The following is a 17,163-nucleotide window of genomic DNA, read 5'->3' as shown; positions in this document are numbered from 1 at the left end:
TTCGCTTTACGGAAAAAAATAAGCCTGGAAAAGTTTTCCATAATGACATGGAACCGCTTACCTAAAGTTGTTTTTTAAAAGCATTTTTTTTGACTGATAATTATTTTTTAAAACAATGTAACAAACTGATATAGAATTATTCTAAAGGAAAAAATAACGTTAATAAAATTTTCCTTGGAAAATTTTTATATTTAATTTTTTTCCAATATGTTTGAATAATATACACAGGAAAATTTCCAGAATATGAAAGAGAAGATAGTAAAAACAGCTTTGAAACAATTCCTGAAAAAGGGCATCCGTGACATAACCGTTCCGAAGTTGATCGCGTCACTAAAAATATCTTCGAAAACGTTGTATAAATATTTTGAGAACAAAGAGCAATTATTACAGGAATGCGTTGACCTTTTATATCGTAAGCTTTTTCAGGATTTCCGTGAGGTTCTCAGTACAAATGCCGATCCTGTGAGCAAAATCAAATCGATATTCACAATTGCGCTGGAAAGGGATTTTGGCGTAAGCAGTAAATTTTATCACGATCTCAATTACTATTACCCCGAAGTACAGAATAATGCAATAAAACATATCGCAAAAGAATCAGGCCTGTTGCTTGTCCCGGTGGTTGTTGAGGGCATAAGGGAAGGATATTTTCTAAACGGCCTGGACCCTGATACGTCCTTGCGGGCCATCAATATCCTATATACATACATCACCCGAAATAAGGAGGAATCCGGAGCTAACCATGATCCGCACCTCATGTTCAAGCAAATGGTAATGATCCATATCCGCGGGATGTGCACCGAAAAGGGATTAAAACATCTTGAATTAGACTTAACGCCAAAATCATTATGAAACGGTTATTGATCATAATTCTCGCTTGTGTTTCATTGAAATCAATAGCGCAGGGCACAGGCGAAAAGCTGAATGTAATGCCCTATCCCATGAACCTTCGGCAAACTGAAGGAAAATTTCGTATTGCAGGCAAATTTACCATAGCGGTTAAAGCTACAGCCGGCGACTCTTTACTTTACCGGGTGGTGAACCGTGCATACCAGGCGCTAAACCGTGAAACCGGATTGGTTTTCCCTCAGCAATATATTTTGCCAAATGACACAATCAGCCAGTATGCTGTTAAGGTTACAGTTTTAAATAAAGCAAAAATGTTTATCGGGGCCGATGAAAGTTATAAGTTACTCATCGAACCTTCTCATATCAAACTTGACGCTAATAATACGATTGGCGCATTGCGGGGACTTCAAACGATGATCCAATTGTGTATGAGGGACCGGGAAGGATACTATTTTCCATGTGTATCAATTAGTGATGCTCCTCGTTTTCAGTGGCGTGGGCTAATGATAGATGTCGCCAGGCATTTCGTTTCTGCTGATGGGATCAAAAGGAACATCGATGCTATGGCAGCAGTCAAAATGAATGTTTTGCACTGGCATCTTTCGGATGATGAAGGCTTTCGCGTAGAATCAAAATTGTTTCCAATGCTCCAGGAAAAAGGCTCGAATGGAGATTTCTATACACAGACACAGCTTAAGGAGATAGTTGCCTATGCTGCCGACCGTGGTATTATCATTATTCCGGAGTTCGATATGCCCGGACATTCTCAAAGCTGGTTCGCGGGATATCCGGAGTTGGCCAGTCAGCCCGGCCCTTACCGGCCTGGTCCACGGCCTCAATGGCAAAATGAACATCCCGATCCGAACCGGCCACACACAGGTGGAATGGCAGATATGGTGGTTAACCTGGAAGCGTCAACATTTGATGCGACCAATGAAAAGGTGTATAAATTTCTCGACAATTTTTTGGGTGAAATGACGACAGTTTTTCCATCACCTTATGTTCATATCGGAGCCGATGAAAATAATGGATTAGCCTGGAAGCTTAATCCGGCAATCGTAAAATGGATGGTAGCTCATAATATGCAAAGTACCGAAGAATTGCAGCGTTACTTCGTAAACCGCGTTCATAAAATCCTTACAAAGCATCATCGGGAAACTATAGGATGGGAGGAACTCTTCAATGAAAACATACCCAAAGATGTGATTGTGCAGAAATGGATACCTGCCACAATGGGTGGTATTATCAAATCGCACGGCAGCCCTGCGGACTTTGCCGCACATGGTAATAAATCTTTGATCTCTGAAGGCTTCTACCTCGATACCTTCATGCCTGCTGTCTATCATTATAACAATCCTGAATTTGAAAATGTGGATTTAACTGGCGTTCTCGGTGGAGAGGCGGCACAATGGACCGAATTAGCTGATAATGCAAATATTGATGCAAGGATTTGGCCGCGTGCGGGAGCAATAGCAGAACGCTTATGGTCGCCAGCTTCTGTTAAGGATGTTGATGATATGTACAGGCGCTTATCCACTTTAAATCTTCAGCTTGATCTGCAAGGCCTATTGCAAATAAGTAACTATGAACGTGCTCTTCGCCGCCTTGCCGGCACGGAAGATATCGCACAGGTAAAAACATTAACTGATGTGCTTAGCCCTGTTCGTGGATACCAGAAAATGATCGCCGGATTTTCAAAAGGACCCGCTGCAGCCTATCAAACCACGCCATTCACTTCTGTGTCGGATATCTTGTTTGTGGACTCCGATACCAAACGCAAATTTCGGGAATCAGTTAAAGCATTTCTCAAAAATCACGACAAAAAAGCAGAGGGAGAGATACGCAATTACCTTGCTGCCTGGCAAATCAATGACAGTCAATTACAACAGCTGTTCCTGGGAAATAAGCGATTGGCGGATGTAAAGGACCAGTCAAAAAATTTGTCTTTAGCTGCTGCTATTGGCCTTCAGGCATTAGACCGGCTTGCTGAGAATACCGCTGCTGATAAGGACTGGGCTGGAAAGCAATTTAACGCCCTCGAATCCTATAGCCGGCCGCGTGCCGAAACCCAGATTGCGGTTTTGCCGGAAATAACAGTTTTAGTAAGTGCAACATTAGGGACCAGCAGTGAGGTTTCATTCGGCGGGTATTAAAAAAAGATCAAACACATAGTTGAAATGTCAATGAATTTTGAAAATAAAACATTTGTAGTGACAGGCGGCGGTGGCGGTCTTGGAAGGGAACTGGTATTAAATTTACTTTCAAAAGGCAGTACAGTTATCGCATTAGACAGGAATGCTGCCGGGCTTGAAGAAACTAAAAAATGCGCAGGTCAGTTATCGAAATTTTTATTCATCCACCAGGTCGATATTACGGATAGGGAAGCCGTGATATCACTAATCCATCAGGTGATTGCCGGGCATGAGCGGATTGACGGTCTTTTTAACAATGCGGGAATTATCCAGCCATTTATTCCGCTAAAGGATTTGGATGAGGGCATAATAGAAAAAATCTTTAATGTCAATTTTTTTGGAACACTTAATCTGACTAAGGTCTTGTTGCCGCATCTGCTTACCCGGCCTGAGGCAGTTATAGTCAATATCGCAAGTATGGGTGGTTTCCTGCCGGTTCCAGGTCAATCTATCTACTGCGCATCCAAGGCGGCTGTCAAATTAATGACGGAAGGACTACAAGCTGAATTGAAAAAAAGTACAGTACAGGCTTCTGTTGTTTTTCCAGGCGCTATGAAAACGGACATCATGACTAATTCGGGTTTGGCAACCGGCAAAGGAGAAGAAAAGGCAAAACAAGCCGGGAAGATATTGTCGCCAAAGGATGCAGCAGCGCAAATATTAAATGGGGTAGCTGCCGGCAAACCAAGAATATTTATAGGCACTGATTCGAAATTGATGGACTTTTTGTATCGGCTGAGCCCAGCGTTGGCAACGAACATGCTTTACAAGAAATTACAAAGCAAGTTGCCGCAAAATTAACATCGATAGTTCAGGAAGATAACCTATACCCCGGGCATGATCGGAGTTAAGAGGTTGACATAAAATAAGTAAATAATTGATAGTAAATAATTAAAAATTTAAAACAACGTGAAAAAATTTAAGATAATTCTCCTGGCCTTTTTTTGCATGGGCGCTGCAATGTGCGTAAGGGCTCAAACAAAAGACTACTACCCCGGCAAATGGAACGTCATAGTATTGGGTACTCCTAACGGTGATGCAAAAATGATATTAGTTATCGATCGGAAAGACGGCAAATTAAGTGGAACTGTTCAGGATTCGACAGGCAAAGAAACCGCGAAGATCACACGGATGGACGAAAAAGATAAAACCGTAGCCATCGCCTTCATATCACAGGGGTATGATGTAAGCCTAACGCTGGAGCCAGTTGACGAAGATCATGTAAAGGGTGCCCTGATGGGGATGTTTGAAGCAAAGGGCATTCGCAAAAAAGAGAATTAGGGGTCGAATGAATAAATCTGCAACTACAAAAATTTAAAAGCAAGAAAGTCTCAAAGCATTATTAAAAGTATTGACATGAAAAGAGTTTTATTAATCATTATCGTCTGCCTGATGGCTATTACGAGTGTATTAGCCCAGTCTTCGATTAAAAAGCAAACCATAGCATATTCTGTAAAAGATACCATTCATTTACGTTTGGATAAATATGTGGACAACAGTGTTCCTTATCAAGGTAAACGCCCGGTATTGGTGTATGTACATGGCGGCGGGTTTGCTACAGGGAGCAGGATTAATGCCCTCCAAATAAAATACCTTAAACATTTCACGGCCCAGGGATTTGTTGCAATTTCAATCGACTACCGTTTGGGACTTGCGAACAATAAGCAGCCGGATCAGGAAACCATAATGAAGGCTGTTTCTTTAGGATATGGTGACCTTATTGATGCTACGGCATTTATACTTTCAAAGGCGAATGAGTGGAACATCGACACAAGCAAAATAATTATTTCTGGTGGCAGTGCGGGAGCGATAGCCTGTTTAACCGCGGAATACGATATCTGCTCGAATGGCGAATTTTCAGCCCGCCTTCCGAAAGGATTTAACTATGCCGGCGTAATATCGCAGGCTGGTAATGTTATAATTCACCAGGATACACTTACATGGAAAAGACAGCCCTGCCCGATGCTCCTGATGCATGGCTCTAAAGATCAGCTTGTGACATTTAATTCAGCCTCTTTTGAAGGAAACCTCTATGCCGGTTCAAATTATATTCATAACCAGTTGGTTAAATTAAATTATCCGCATTGGCTGTATGAAGAGCAGGGTGCAGACCATATTGTCGCGTTAAAACCCCTGCAATACAATTTTGGCGAGATCGACACCTTTATTGACAAGTTTGTAATGAAAGGCTATCAGTCTATTGTACATACCGTTTGGGCAGATTTTAAGCCTGACTCCATGCAAGATATGATGAAAGTAGTACCACTCTATATACAAGGTTGGGACAAGACCGATGTCGAAATAAAGTAAACGAATGCTATCCACACAAAAATTTGTAACAGAAAAATTTAACCCCATGTCAATTCATCGATTCAATTTAATTTTGGCTTGCCTAATTTTCGGCTTGTCAATAAGCCTGCAGGCTCAAAGCAATCTGGTAAAATACAGCGAAGAATTAGCCAATAAATTTGTAGTAAAAGACACGCTATTTAAAAAGCCGTATATCGATATTGACGAGTGGCGGAACGTTCCGGTTAGGCATCGTTACGTGCACGGCGGATTCAAAGGAACCAGCGCACGCTTTTCTTTTTATTTTCCGTCAAAGGAACAGTATCAGGGACACTTTTTCCAATATATCACACCATTTCCGGATAGTGAAAATGGTTCGCAGGGAAGAACCGGCGAGGAAGACAAAATAGGGTTTTGCGTTAGTCACGGTGCTTATTTCGTAGAGACAAACGAAGGTGGAAATTTCAGCTTCACCAATCCAAACCAATCAGATCCATCATTGGCAGCTTACCGTGTAAATGCAGCAACGGCCCAGTTTTCGCGCAGTGTGGCTGAGAAGATCTATGATGGTAAACGCCCATATGGTTACGCTTTTGGCGGAAGCGGCGGTGCATATCGTACAGTAGGCGGTTTCGAAAGCACCGATGGTGTTTGGGAAGGGATTGTTCCTTACGTGATGGGGTCTGATGAAGCCATCCCGAACGTATTCACCGTACGTATGTTTGCGATGCGTGTTTTAAGAAATAAGTTTGCCCAGATTGTAGATGCTTTAGAACCGGGCGGAAGTGGTAACGTGTTTGCGGGTTTAAACGATGAAGAAACAGCAGCCCTTACCGAAGTTACCAGGATGGGATTTCCATTGAGGAGTTGGTTTGGTTATAAAACTATGGATATACAGGGGTTTCCGGTTCTTTACCAGGCGATCGTGGGTATTGACAAGGCTTATTTTGACCATGATTTTTGGAACCTTCCCGGTTACCTTGGCCACGATTCTCCTGCATCAGTAATAAAGGACAGGATTCAGCAACCAAATGTTATCAAGGCTCCTATTAATATGGAGCAGGCGGTTAGCCTGGGGCTTAAAAAACCAATATCTACGGCAGACCGCGGTACAGCCGGAAATGCCTCAAAAACCATTGGCGGGGTGCCGGGTGGTATGCCCGTCGCATTTCAATTGCAGGATATGCTTAACGATGTTTATTTCCTGGGTGGCGATTTGATCATCAAAAGTGGTGCCGCTGCCGGAAAAGTTTTGCTGATAACGAAAATTGAAAACGACAAAGTGGTTCTCGGCCCGGTAGACGAAAGCATACTAACGAAGATAAAACCAGGTGACTCCGTGCAGGTTGATAATTCAAATTTTCTTGCCATACAAACCTATCATCGACATCAGGTGCCTGGGAAAGAATATTACGTATGGGACCACTTCCGCAATGCTGATGGAACTCCTAAATACCCGCAGCGTCCATTTTTGCTCGGACCATTATTCACCAGGGCAACCGCCGGCCTGCTACCAACAGGTAAGTTCAAAGGCAAAATGATCTTACTGGAATCCGCCTGGGATCGTGAGGCTTTTCCATGGCAGGCTGACTGGTACCGCACAAAGGTAAAGGCAAACCTCGGGGATAGCCTCGATAATCATTTTCGGGTATGGTTCACCGACCGGGCTTTACATGGGGACGTTGCAATAGAGGATGATCCTACTGAAACGGTTAGCTACCTCGGCGTTTTACAACAGGCGCTTCTTGATCTGAGCGCCTGGGTAGAAAAAAGTATTGCACCTGCGCCCAGTACTAACTATAAGATTGTTGATGGGCAGGTTGTGCTGCCTCCAGCGGCAAATGAGAGAAAAGGTATTCAGCCGGTAGTTTTCGTAAAGGCAAACGGCGGCACGCGGAGTGAAGTCAGAGTTGGCCAAACGGTAACTTTTACCGCAGTTATCGATGTTCCGGAACATGCAGGGAAAGTGGTTACGGCGGTTTGGAATTTTGAAGGTTTGCCGAAGGGTTTTGAACAAAGGATCAGTGAGTTTCATGGATGGAATTTTGTTACCTCCGGGCTGTTCCCGGTTGCTGCAAAATGGAAGGCGATCGGTAAAAATGGTTCGCGCGTTAAGCTGACCACAACCTATAAGTTTTCTAAACCGGGCACCTATTTCCCAACGTTAAGGGTTGCGTCACAACGACAGGGCGATATAAATACGCCATTTGCGCGTATTCAAAACCTGGGCAAGGTAAGGGTAATAGTTAAATAGCAAAACACCTTACATGTGATAATTATCCGATAACAATCAGCCTGTACTGAATCAAATATGACGACACAGACAAACTCACGGTTTATTGCTCTCGACGTTTTTAGAGGGATGACAGTTTGCCTTATGATAATTGTAAATACCCCTGGAGATTTCGGTAAAGTTTTCGCGCCGTTGAACCATGCAGACTGGAATGGGTGCACACCAACCGATATGGTATTTCCCTCATTCCTTTTCGTGGTTGGTAATGCGATCAGCTTTGTCATCAACCGGTGGAAAGGTGAATCAACAAGCAGGGTTCTTTTTAAGATATTTAAGCGTACGGTTATCATTTTCGTTATTGGGTACTTGCTTATGTATCCGTATGCGGCAATGATGAAACCACAATTTCATTCGTTTTTCATACCCTTTTCGGAAACACGGATATTTGGAGTGCTTCAGCGCATTGCGCTGACATACTGCATTGCGTCGTTAATGTTTTATTTTCTTAAGCCACGAACGATCATCACGGTTTGTATTGCAATTTTGGCGATATATTGGCCGGTTTTGGTTTACTTCGGCAGTGGGCCAGACCCTTTAAGTCCGCATACCAATGCAGTTTTAAAATTAGATACCTTGCTTTGGGGTGCCGGACATCTTTGGAGTGCCGAGGGATTTCCATTTGACCCCGAGGGTTTTTTAAGTACTTTCCCGGCAATTGTCACCGTCGTGGCTGGCTGTTTCGCCGGAAGATATATTCAATCAAAAGGCACCACCTGTGAGGGCCTCTCCAAATTATTTATGGCAGGATTTGTTTGTTTTTTCATAGCGTATTGGTGGAATTTCGGCTTGCCGATCAATAAAAAATTATGGACCAGTTCATTCGTGCTGCATACAGTGGGACTTGATTGCATGATATTAGCCTGCATTATCTACCTGCTCGATTTTCGCCGCCTGAATTATGGCGTCTATTTTTTTCTGGTCTTTGGCCGCAATCCGCTATTTATTTATTTGTTGTCGATGATTGGGGGGTTGCTGTTGCTTATTATTCCGTTTCATCACATGCCAATATCTTTTTGGCTTTATCAGAACCTCTTTATATATGTGGGCGCATATTTCGGATCACTTCTTTTTGCCATCGTATTTATGCTTTTGTGCTGGTTAGCAGGACTTGTTCTCGATCGCAAAAAAATTTATGTGCGGGTATAACTTATAGGATTTTAACATTTTAAAATACATAAAACAATGAAGCAACTTTTTTTACTTGTCGCAATTTGTTGGTTCTGCTTGCCGGCAAGAGCGCAGGATTCGCGGGGGATTCCGTTTGATAAGGATTGGAGATTTAAAAAGGATAGTGTTATAAGGGCAGAAAACCCGTCTTATAACGATGCAGGCTGGCGAAAGTTAGATCTTCCGCACGACTGGAGCATTGAAGACCTTCCAAATCAAAAAATGGGAGAAGTCCAGGGGCCTTTCTCTAAAAATGCCATGAGCAAAGGCGCAACGGGATATACAGAAGGTGGTATCGGTTGGTACCGCAAAACTTTTACCCTGGAAAAAAGTTATTCGGGCAAGCAGATTTATATCACGTTTGACGGCGTGTACATGAATAGTGACGTATGGATCAACGGTCACCATCTTGGTTATCGTCCTAATGGTTACATTTCCTTTTTTTATGATCTTACCCCTTACTTAAATCCCGTTGGGACGTCTAATGTAATCGCTGTACGTGTTAAAAATCGGGGTGTCAATTCCCGCTGGTATTCCGGTTCTGGTATCTATCGGCATGTGTGGCTGACACCTGTGAACCTGGTGCATGCCGAAATATGGGGTAGTTCCATCACAACCTCTGAGGTGTCGGGGAAAACCGCCCTGGTGAAAGTAGAAGGCGTTATAAAGAATGCTTCCTCACAAAATAAAAATGTAAATGTGCGTATTGATTTGATAAACCCCGAGGGCAAACTCATCGCCGCTAAAACGGAAGCAGTTTATCTGGACGCAGGTAATACACACCTTATTTCCCAGCAACTAACGGTTACTAAACCATCTTTGTGGTCGTTAGAAAACCCTTCATTATATAAGGCGAAAGTGACGGTGATGGGTGGTAAATCGATAGATAAAACGATTACTTCTTTCGGGATCCGAAAAATCGAGTTTGATGGAGCAAAAGGTTTTCTATTGAACGGAAAATCGGTCAAATTAAAGGGCGGTTGTATTCATCATGACAATGGACCTCTTGGGGCAACGAGTATCGATAGGGCAGAAGAGCGAAAAATAGAACTGCTGAAAAAAGCAGGTTACAATGCTGTCCGGTTAAGCCATAATCCCTATGCGCCTGCGTTGCTGAACGCCTGCGACCGGTTAGGCATGCTGGTTGTTACCGATTCTTACGACATGTGGGAGCAGGAAAAATCGCCTGTGAAAGATGGGTATAACCTATATTTCAAAAAATGGTGGCAAAAAGATTTACAGGCGTTGATCTTCAGGGACCGGAATCATCCTTCTATCATCATGTGGGGGATTGGTAACGAAATTCCGGAGGCGGCCGATACATCGGGTTACCGGATTGCAAAAGAACTGGCTGACGAGGTACACCGCTTAGACCCTACACGTCCGGTAACAGAAGCAATTGTTTACTTTCCGGGGTATTCATCTGCAAAAAACTGGGAACAATATAAGCCGCATTTAAAGGTATTGGATGTAGATGGATATAACTATGCTATAGCAGGAAAAGCCGGGCCCCTTTCAAACAACAAGGCACCCGACCGTTATGAAACGGAGCATGCCAAACACCCGGAAAAAACCTTTATGGCAACTGAATATTTCCCGGTAGCCGCCCTGGAAAACTGGGATGCAGCGGAAAAGCATCCTTATGTATTAGGCGGGTTTAGCTGGACCGCCATGAATTATATCGGAGAGGCTTTTATAGGGGGAGCATCAAAGGTACCGGATACTGCTAATTATATGAGAGTTATGATGAACGCAACAGTTAACCCATGGCCGGTATATGGGGCCGTTTGTGGAGATCTGGATATCATTGGAAATCGGAGAGCGGCTTCCTATTATCAAAATGTTGTTTGGAGAAATACCCCCGTAGAAGTATTAGTGCACCGTCCAATGGCTGCCGGTATGAAGGAAATAACATCGCCATGGGGGTTCCCGGATTTATTGAAAAGCTGGACGTGGCCGGGAAAAGAAAGCCAAAAAATGCAGGTGCAGGTTTATACGCGAAGCAAACAGGTAAAGCTTGAGTTGAACGGTAAAATTATTGCCGAACAAACAGTTCCTGACGGCTCTATTACCGCCACCTTTGAAGTGGAATATCAGCCAGGAACGCTTACAGCCAAAGGATTTACCAATGGAAAGGAAACAGGGGAAAGCATGCTACATACAACAGGTAGGCCCGTTGCTATCCGTTTAATACCAGATAGAAAAATCATAAAAGCTGATGTAAATGATTTGTCGTTTGTAAATGTGGAGGTAGTTGATGACAAGGGGAATGTTGTGCCGGATGCAGATGATATAGAAATCCGCTATGAGCTTAACGAGGCAGGTAAAATAGCCGGAGTTGGTAATGGTAATCCGGCTGATGTATCCAGTTTTCAGCAAAACCATAAAAAAGTATTTCAAGGACGGGGACTGGTTATTGTAAGGCCAAATGTTAAACCGGGTGCTATAGTACTTCATGCTTCGGCTGACGGGCTGCGATCCGCCAAAGTAATCATCGAAGCACGTTAAACAGAGACTTAATACTTTATAGATCATGAAAAGGTGCAAGATATTATTGATAGCCCTGGCTGTCAGTTTTTCGATAACCGCCGCGGATGCACAAAGCAATGCCAAACAGACTATCATCTGCAATCCGTTGAACTTAAGTTACCGATTTCAATTAGATAAGCCTTCGCGTCGTGAAGCTGCGGACCCGGTCATTATCTTATTCAAGGGAAAATATTACCTGTTTGCATCGAAGTCAGGGGGCTATTGGTCATCCAACGATTTAATTGATTGGAAGTTCATTACGTCTAATGATTTGCCGTGGGAAGATTATGCGCCGACTGCCTTGGTGATGAACGATGCTGTTTACTTTATGGCGCTGGATAAGCGGATTTATAAATCTATCGACCCATCCACAGGTCGTTGGGAAATTGCAAAAGAAGGGTTTTCTATTAAAGCGGAGGATCCTGATTTGTTTTTAGATGACGACGGCAAACTTTATCTGTATTATGGCCTTTCCCCTTCCAAACCTATCTCTGGAGTGCAGTTGGATAAAACGACTTTCAATCCCATTGGTGAGCCGGTGGCATGTTTAAATACAAAAAGCAGCGACTATGGGTGGGAGAGAACGGGCGAATACAATAGTGATAAAGGATGGACATGGTTAGAAGGTGCGTGGATGATGAAACACAATGGTAAATATTACCTGCAATATGCAACACCTGCAACTCAATTTAAGAGCTATAACGACGGCATTTACGTAGCTGATTCGCCATTGGGGCCTTTCGAGCTTGCCAACAACAATCCCTTCTCCTATAAGCCGGAGGGCTTTATCGCCGGCGCCGGGCACGGGTGCACTTTCAAAGACAAATATGGCAATTTCTGGTCTGTGATGACGATGACAATTTCCGTAAAAGAACATTTTGAACGAAGATTAGGATTATTCCCGGCATTTATGGGCAAAGATGGAGAATTCTACACTTATACAGGCTTCGGCGATTTTCCCCATGTTATACCACAACGGCGCATGGGCGGAGAAAACGACTATCAACCGGCGTGGATGCTGCTTTCGCATAACAAACCGGTTCAAGTTTCGTCGGCTTTGGAAAACCATCAAAAGGAAAATATTACGGGCGAAAATATTCGTAAATATTGGAGCGCGGCAACCGGCGAAAAAGGTGAATGGGCTATAATTGACCTTCAACATCCTTGTGAAATAAACGCTCTGCAAATTAATTTCGCGGAGGAAGGTTCTACTATCCTCGGACGTCCCGATTCAATTTATCAGCAATACATAATTGAATATTCGAATAATCAATCCGATTGGAAAAAATTAGCTGATAAAACAAAAAATTATACCGATAGTCCTCATAATTACGTCCAGTTACCGGCGGCAGTTAAGGCTCGTTATGTTAAAATTACCAATTATCATACACCATCCGGAAAGTTCGCTTTGTCAGGACTTAGAGTATTTGGTAAAAGTACGGGTAAGTTTGCTGTGCCCGTCACTGGCTTTAAAGCGGTCCGCGATTCCTCGGATAAAAGAAATGTAACACTAACCTGGGATAAAGTTCCGGGCGCTATCGGTTACAATATTCGCTATGGTAGTTCGCCAGGAAAACTATATGAAAATTACCAGGTGCTTGATAATAGTTCGATCACTATTCATAGTCTTAGCAAACTGCAGAAGTATTATTTCATTATTGATGTTTTTAATGAGAATGGCATTACAAAAGGCGAAGACGTGGTCATGATCGACGAATAGCCTTGAAATGAACAATTACTTATACAATGATTAAGATATAAAATAGAACCAACTAATATTTAGTATCAAAATTTTCCAATAAACTTCGAACACTTTTTGAAAGAACGATAATAATCTGTTATCAGTTTTTTATAAGCAAAAAAAAGAAACACATGCAATATTGTGTTTCCCTGCTTCAAAAGTTCATTGCGGAGGTGCCGTGGAACCAAACCAAAAAGAAGATGTGGGACAAAGTATACCTGACGCCGCGCTTAACTTCGCGGCATGGGGATGTGGGTACAGATTATTCGGTATCCGGCAAAATCTCGAATCCTAATCCCTGGACACCGGAGCTATTGATGCTCAAAGAAAAAGCAGAGGCAGTGGCTGGGATCAAGTTCAATAGCGTGTTGCTGAATTATTACCGCAACGGCAATGATTCTGTTGCCTGGCATAGCGATAGGGAAAGCGTATTGGGCATTAACCCAATCATTGCTTCCGTAAGTTTCGGACAGGTACGCAGCTTTGATATCCGCAATAAAACGGATCATAAAAATTATTATTCGGTCAAACTGGAACACGGCTTTTTTTCTCTTGATGAAAGCCGGCTTACAGGAACATTGGGAGCATCGCATTGCTAAATCCACCAGGCCGATGAGAGCCCGGGTCAATCTTACTTTTCGTGTGGTGATCTAAAAACCGGAACAGTTGTAGTTTGTTAATAAGAAACAAATAATAAACCGGTTATGATCAGGAAATTAAAATTAGGGGAGCACCGCATTTATTCCCGGAAGGTCTCGAGCCCGACACGAAAAAGCGTAAAAACTTAGGGATTTTCGATTCATTGGAGGCTACGAAAAAACATGAAAGAAGATTCAATATTTTAAACACCATTGATTACTGATAAGATTAATTTGATGAAAGCAATTGTTGTAACAGATCAGGATGCGGGATTAGCAGGAATGAAACTCGTAACGTTGCCTGAGCCCGCGGCAGCGATCAACGATGTCATCGTTCAGGTTTACGCATCCAGTATTACCGGAGACGAACTGTCATGGCCGTCGACATGGACCGATCGCGCTCTGCATGACCGGACGCCGTCGATCCCGGGCCACGAACTGGCCGGAGTGGTAACGGCGTTGGGATATGGCACGACGGGGCTGTCGGTGGGCCAACGGGTGTTCGGTCTTCAGGATTGGTATCGCAACGGCTCGCTGGCAGAATATGTGGCGATTGAAGCGCGCAACCTTGCCCCGCTGCCGGACGATGTTGACTTTAATGATGGCAATGCGCTGGTGATGCCGGGTCTGACGGCCTGGCAGGGGCTGTTCATACACGGACAAATCAGGGCGGGACAAAGAGTCCTCGTACATGGCGCGGCTGGTATCGTAGGTTCGATGGCTGTCCAACTCGCACGGGAGGCCGGTGCGCATGTTATCGGCACCGGGCGCACCGCGCACCGTGAGGCCGTGCTCGGCTTTGGTGCAAATGAGTTCGTCGACCTCGATCATGATCCGTTGGAAAATATCGACCAGATCGATCTTGTTTTTGATGTCCTCGGCGGCAACATCGCGAAGCGCTCTTTGGGCATCATTCGTTCTGGAGGAAGGTTTGTGACCATTACCGGCCCAATCGATGGACAGCCTACAGGCGTGCACAACATCGACTTCGTGGTCGAAGCTGACCGCACCCAGTTAATGGAGATCGTGCAGCGGTTCCGCGAGGGACGTCTAAAAACGAACGCCGGAAGCGTTGTTAAACTCGACGATGCGATTGCCTCCTATAATTCGACCCAGCGGATCAAGGGCAAAACCATTGTCCGCGTTCGGCAATAAGGATTTGGTACCCACACCAGGTTTTTATGCTATTGTATTTTATGGCAGAAAAATTGCGGTTACCAAGGAACCCAAAAAGTTAAACGATGGAAACGAAGCAAGCCGTCTTTAATAAAGACATTGAAGGAAAGAAAATTGCGGCGACCCGGTCTTTTGATGCGTCGTTGGATCAGGTCTGGGATGCCTGGACAGATCATATCATACAGGAACAATGGTGAGCGCCGAAACCTTACCGCGCGGAAACGAAAAGCAAACGCAGAGTTGGGTGCACAAACGGCCTTTACGATATCATAAAGGCCGTTCTTTATTTTATCGATTTTTCAATCTGCGTTCTAAGCACCTGGACGCATTTTTCGGTTCGGGCGCAACTGGGTTGCATATCTTAAAATAGCCGTTTACCAGCAAAGAGTTTTCTATTTGCCGTTCATTGTCTAATTTCGATCTTACACTATTGGGCGTAAGTTACTCTATCAGTCTCTTTGGGAGTTAAAGCCACCTCATATTTGCAATTCCATTCCTTTATACTTTCCAGGATTGGTAAAAAAGCTAAGCCTTTTTCAGACAATTTATATTCTACCCTGGGCGGTAGTTCCTTAAAGGCTATTCTTTCCAATAGTCCGTCTTCTTCCAGCTCTTTAAGTTGTTCGGTCAGTACTTTCCTTGAAATGAGCGGTATAATGGAATCCAGCTGACCAAAACGAACGGTGCGGGTGCCAATCACATTAATGATGATCGGTTTCCATTTATTGCCAATAGTGCCGATAGCTCTCGTAAAGGGGCAGTTCGAAGCGCAAAATCTCTCGTCTCTCATATTTTCAAATTTGTAGTTACCTCGCAGTAACCAGAATGATCCATGTTGGTTACAAATATAAACTAATGATAGTAACTTTGCGAAACAAATTTAATATTAGATTAAAAATGAGCAGATTAACAAATAAAGTAGCCGTAATTACAGGGGGTAATAGCGGCATTGGATTGGGTATCGCACTGGAATTCAAGAAAGAAGGTGCAAAGGGAGTTATCGTCGGCAGAAATCAGGAAACGCTGGATAGTGCTGTAGCGAAACTTGGGAATGATTTTATCGCCATCAACGCCGATGTAACCAATCTGGCCGACCTGGAAAGGGTATTTTCAGCAACCGCTGAAAAATTCGGCAAGATTGACGTCATTGTTGCCAATGCGGGTGCCGGAGCGGTAGGAACTGTGACAACTTTTAACGAAGCAGCGTTTGACAAGACCATTGACCTGAACCTGAAAAGTGTTTACTTCACGGTTCAGAAAGCACTGCCCTATATGAATGACGGTGGTTCGATCATTCTGATCGGGTCTAATGCGGCACACCGGGCGTATGCGAATTTTACGCTTTATGGCTCTGCAAAAGCGGCAGTGATCTATTTAGCCAAAGGGTTTTCAAGCGACCTTTTAGAAAGAAAGATCAGGGCAAATGTCATCACGCCAGGCACCACAGATACACCGGCATTTGACAAGTTTGTTCCCGCTGAACAAATGGAAGCGGTAAAAAAACACTTTGCTGATCAAATGCCGATAGGCAGGATCGGGCAACCGGCTGACATTGGTAAAACAGCGGTTTTCCTGGCCTCTGATGATTCCTCGTTTATGTTGGGTGCCGAAATCCTCGTGGATGGCGGCATGACCTATCTATCAAAATAATTTAAAAACTTCAAAATGAATAATTCACAAAACAACGCAGCCAAAAGCTACGCAATAATCGGCTTTGGCAAGATTGGCAAGGCCCTGGCGAAGGCGTTCGCCCGTAAAGGCGTCGAAGTATCTGTTGCCACCACGCGTAACCCGGAAAGCTTTGCATCCGAGACCGCTGCGATCGGAACTGGGATCACTCCCACGACACTGGCGGATGCAGTTAAGGCGGACGTCATCTTTTTGGCGGTGCGTTTTGAGTCGCATCCGGACGTCGCAAAGGCACTGCCCGAATGGCAGGGAAAGATCATCGTCGATGTGACCAATGCCTACGGTGTGCCCCCCGAAAAGTTGGGAGGGCTGCCTTCTGCCAAATTTGTAGCGAAGGCTTTCATCGGTGGGAAACTCGTTAAAGGCTTCAATCATTTGGGCGCTGCTATCCTTGACCAGGATCCGGCTGTACATGGCGGCAGTAGGGTCGTGTTTCTGGCTGGCGACGATGAGGGTGCAACTGTGGAGATCGCGGCGCTTGCGGAAGATCTCGGTTTCGCGGCAGTCAAACTTGGCGGCCTGTCGGAAGGCGGACTGCTGGTACAGGCGCAGGGAAATACCTGGGGACAGCTAATCTTCCAGGACCTGATCAGGTTTTAATGT

Annotated in this window: 15 protein-coding genes; 14 read left to right on the top strand and 1 reads right to left on the bottom strand. The window is 44.1% G+C overall.

Going from position 1 to position 17,163, the window contains the following annotated elements:
- Positions 1-243: 243 nt before the first annotated feature.
- The 12 genes from SNE26_RS09510 to SNE26_RS09455 all read left to right on the top strand — a co-directional run bounded on the left by SNE26_RS09510 (position 244) and on the right by SNE26_RS09455 (position 15,068).
- A complete protein-coding gene (locus SNE26_RS09510; protein WP_321559123.1) occupies positions 244-849 on the top strand; it encodes a TetR/AcrR family transcriptional regulator in 606 nt (201 codons plus the stop codon).
- Positions 846-2,999 carry a family 20 glycosylhydrolase gene (locus tag SNE26_RS09505; protein ID WP_321559122.1) on the top strand — a complete coding sequence of 718 codons (2,154 nt, stop codon included), beginning with the start codon at positions 846-848 and terminating at the stop codon, positions 2,997-2,999. Before SNE26_RS09510 ends, SNE26_RS09505 begins: the two co-directional genes overlap by 4 nt.
- Positions 3,000-3,029: 30 nt before the next feature.
- The gene (locus tag SNE26_RS09500; RefSeq protein WP_321559121.1) at positions 3,030-3,839 is read left to right on the top strand and encodes an SDR family NAD(P)-dependent oxidoreductase; all 810 of its coding nucleotides are present in this window, start codon (positions 3,030-3,032) and stop codon (positions 3,837-3,839) included.
- Positions 3,840-3,947: 108 nt separating this feature from the next.
- Positions 3,948-4,319 carry a hypothetical protein gene (locus SNE26_RS09495; protein ID WP_321559120.1) on the top strand — a complete coding sequence of 124 codons (372 nt, stop codon included), beginning with the start codon at positions 3,948-3,950 and terminating at the stop codon, positions 4,317-4,319.
- A 75-nt stretch (positions 4,320-4,394) separates the two neighbouring features.
- Positions 4,395-5,348, top strand: coding sequence for an alpha/beta hydrolase (locus SNE26_RS09490; RefSeq protein ID WP_321559119.1), 954 nt, complete (start codon positions 4,395-4,397; stop codon positions 5,346-5,348).
- 46 nt (positions 5,349-5,394) lie between these two features.
- Positions 5,395-7,581: a hypothetical protein gene (locus tag SNE26_RS09485; RefSeq protein ID WP_321559118.1), complete on the top strand. Its 2,187-nt coding sequence runs from the start codon at positions 5,395-5,397 to the stop codon at positions 7,579-7,581.
- A gap of 123 nt (positions 7,582-7,704) precedes the next feature.
- Positions 7,705-8,766: a DUF5009 domain-containing protein gene (locus SNE26_RS09480; RefSeq protein WP_321559117.1), complete on the top strand. Its 1,062-nt coding sequence runs from the start codon at positions 7,705-7,707 to the stop codon at positions 8,764-8,766.
- 36 nt (positions 8,767-8,802) lie between these two features.
- A complete protein-coding gene (locus SNE26_RS09475) occupies positions 8,803-11,295 on the top strand; it encodes a sugar-binding domain-containing protein (protein WP_321559116.1) in 2,493 nt (830 codons plus the stop codon).
- Positions 11,296-11,320: 25 nt separating this feature from the next.
- The gene (locus SNE26_RS09470; protein WP_321559115.1) at positions 11,321-13,036 is read left to right on the top strand and encodes a family 43 glycosylhydrolase; all 1,716 of its coding nucleotides are present in this window, start codon (positions 11,321-11,323) and stop codon (positions 13,034-13,036) included.
- Positions 13,037-13,188: 152 nt separating this feature from the next.
- Positions 13,189-13,656, top strand: a complete 468-nt coding sequence (locus SNE26_RS09465) for an alpha-ketoglutarate-dependent dioxygenase AlkB (protein ID WP_321559114.1) — start codon at positions 13,189-13,191, stop codon at positions 13,654-13,656.
- A 276-nt stretch (positions 13,657-13,932) separates the two neighbouring features.
- Positions 13,933-14,850, top strand: a complete 918-nt coding sequence (locus SNE26_RS09460; RefSeq protein WP_321559113.1) for an NADP-dependent oxidoreductase — start codon at positions 13,933-13,935, stop codon at positions 14,848-14,850.
- A gap of 86 nt (positions 14,851-14,936) precedes the next feature.
- Positions 14,937-15,068: a hypothetical protein gene (locus SNE26_RS09455; RefSeq protein ID WP_321559112.1), complete on the top strand. Its 132-nt coding sequence runs from the start codon at positions 14,937-14,939 to the stop codon at positions 15,066-15,068.
- A 230-nt stretch (positions 15,069-15,298) separates the two neighbouring features.
- Here the strand turns inward: SNE26_RS09455 and SNE26_RS09450 are convergent, their stop codons facing one another.
- Positions 15,299-15,661: a helix-turn-helix domain-containing protein gene (locus SNE26_RS09450; RefSeq protein WP_321559111.1), complete on the bottom strand. Its 363-nt coding sequence runs from the start codon at positions 15,659-15,661 to the stop codon at positions 15,299-15,301.
- 107 nt (positions 15,662-15,768) lie between these two features.
- Here SNE26_RS09450 and SNE26_RS09445 point away from each other — a divergent pair, with 107 nt between their 5' ends.
- Positions 15,769-16,521, top strand: a complete 753-nt coding sequence (locus tag SNE26_RS09445) for a glucose 1-dehydrogenase (RefSeq protein WP_321559110.1) — start codon at positions 15,769-15,771, stop codon at positions 16,519-16,521.
- A gap of 15 nt (positions 16,522-16,536) precedes the next feature.
- On the top strand, positions 16,537-17,160 hold the full coding sequence (locus tag SNE26_RS09440) for an NADPH-dependent F420 reductase (protein ID WP_321559109.1): 624 nt from the start codon (positions 16,537-16,539) through the stop codon (positions 17,158-17,160).
- The last annotated feature ends 3 nt before the right edge of the window (positions 17,161-17,163 follow it).

The organism is Mucilaginibacter sp. cycad4, from assembly GCF_034263275.1.
GTDB lineage: Bacteria > Bacteroidota > Bacteroidia > Sphingobacteriales > Sphingobacteriaceae > Mucilaginibacter.
Note: the sequence above shows the minus strand (reverse complement) of the source record. Positions and strands in the feature narration are given on the sequence as shown.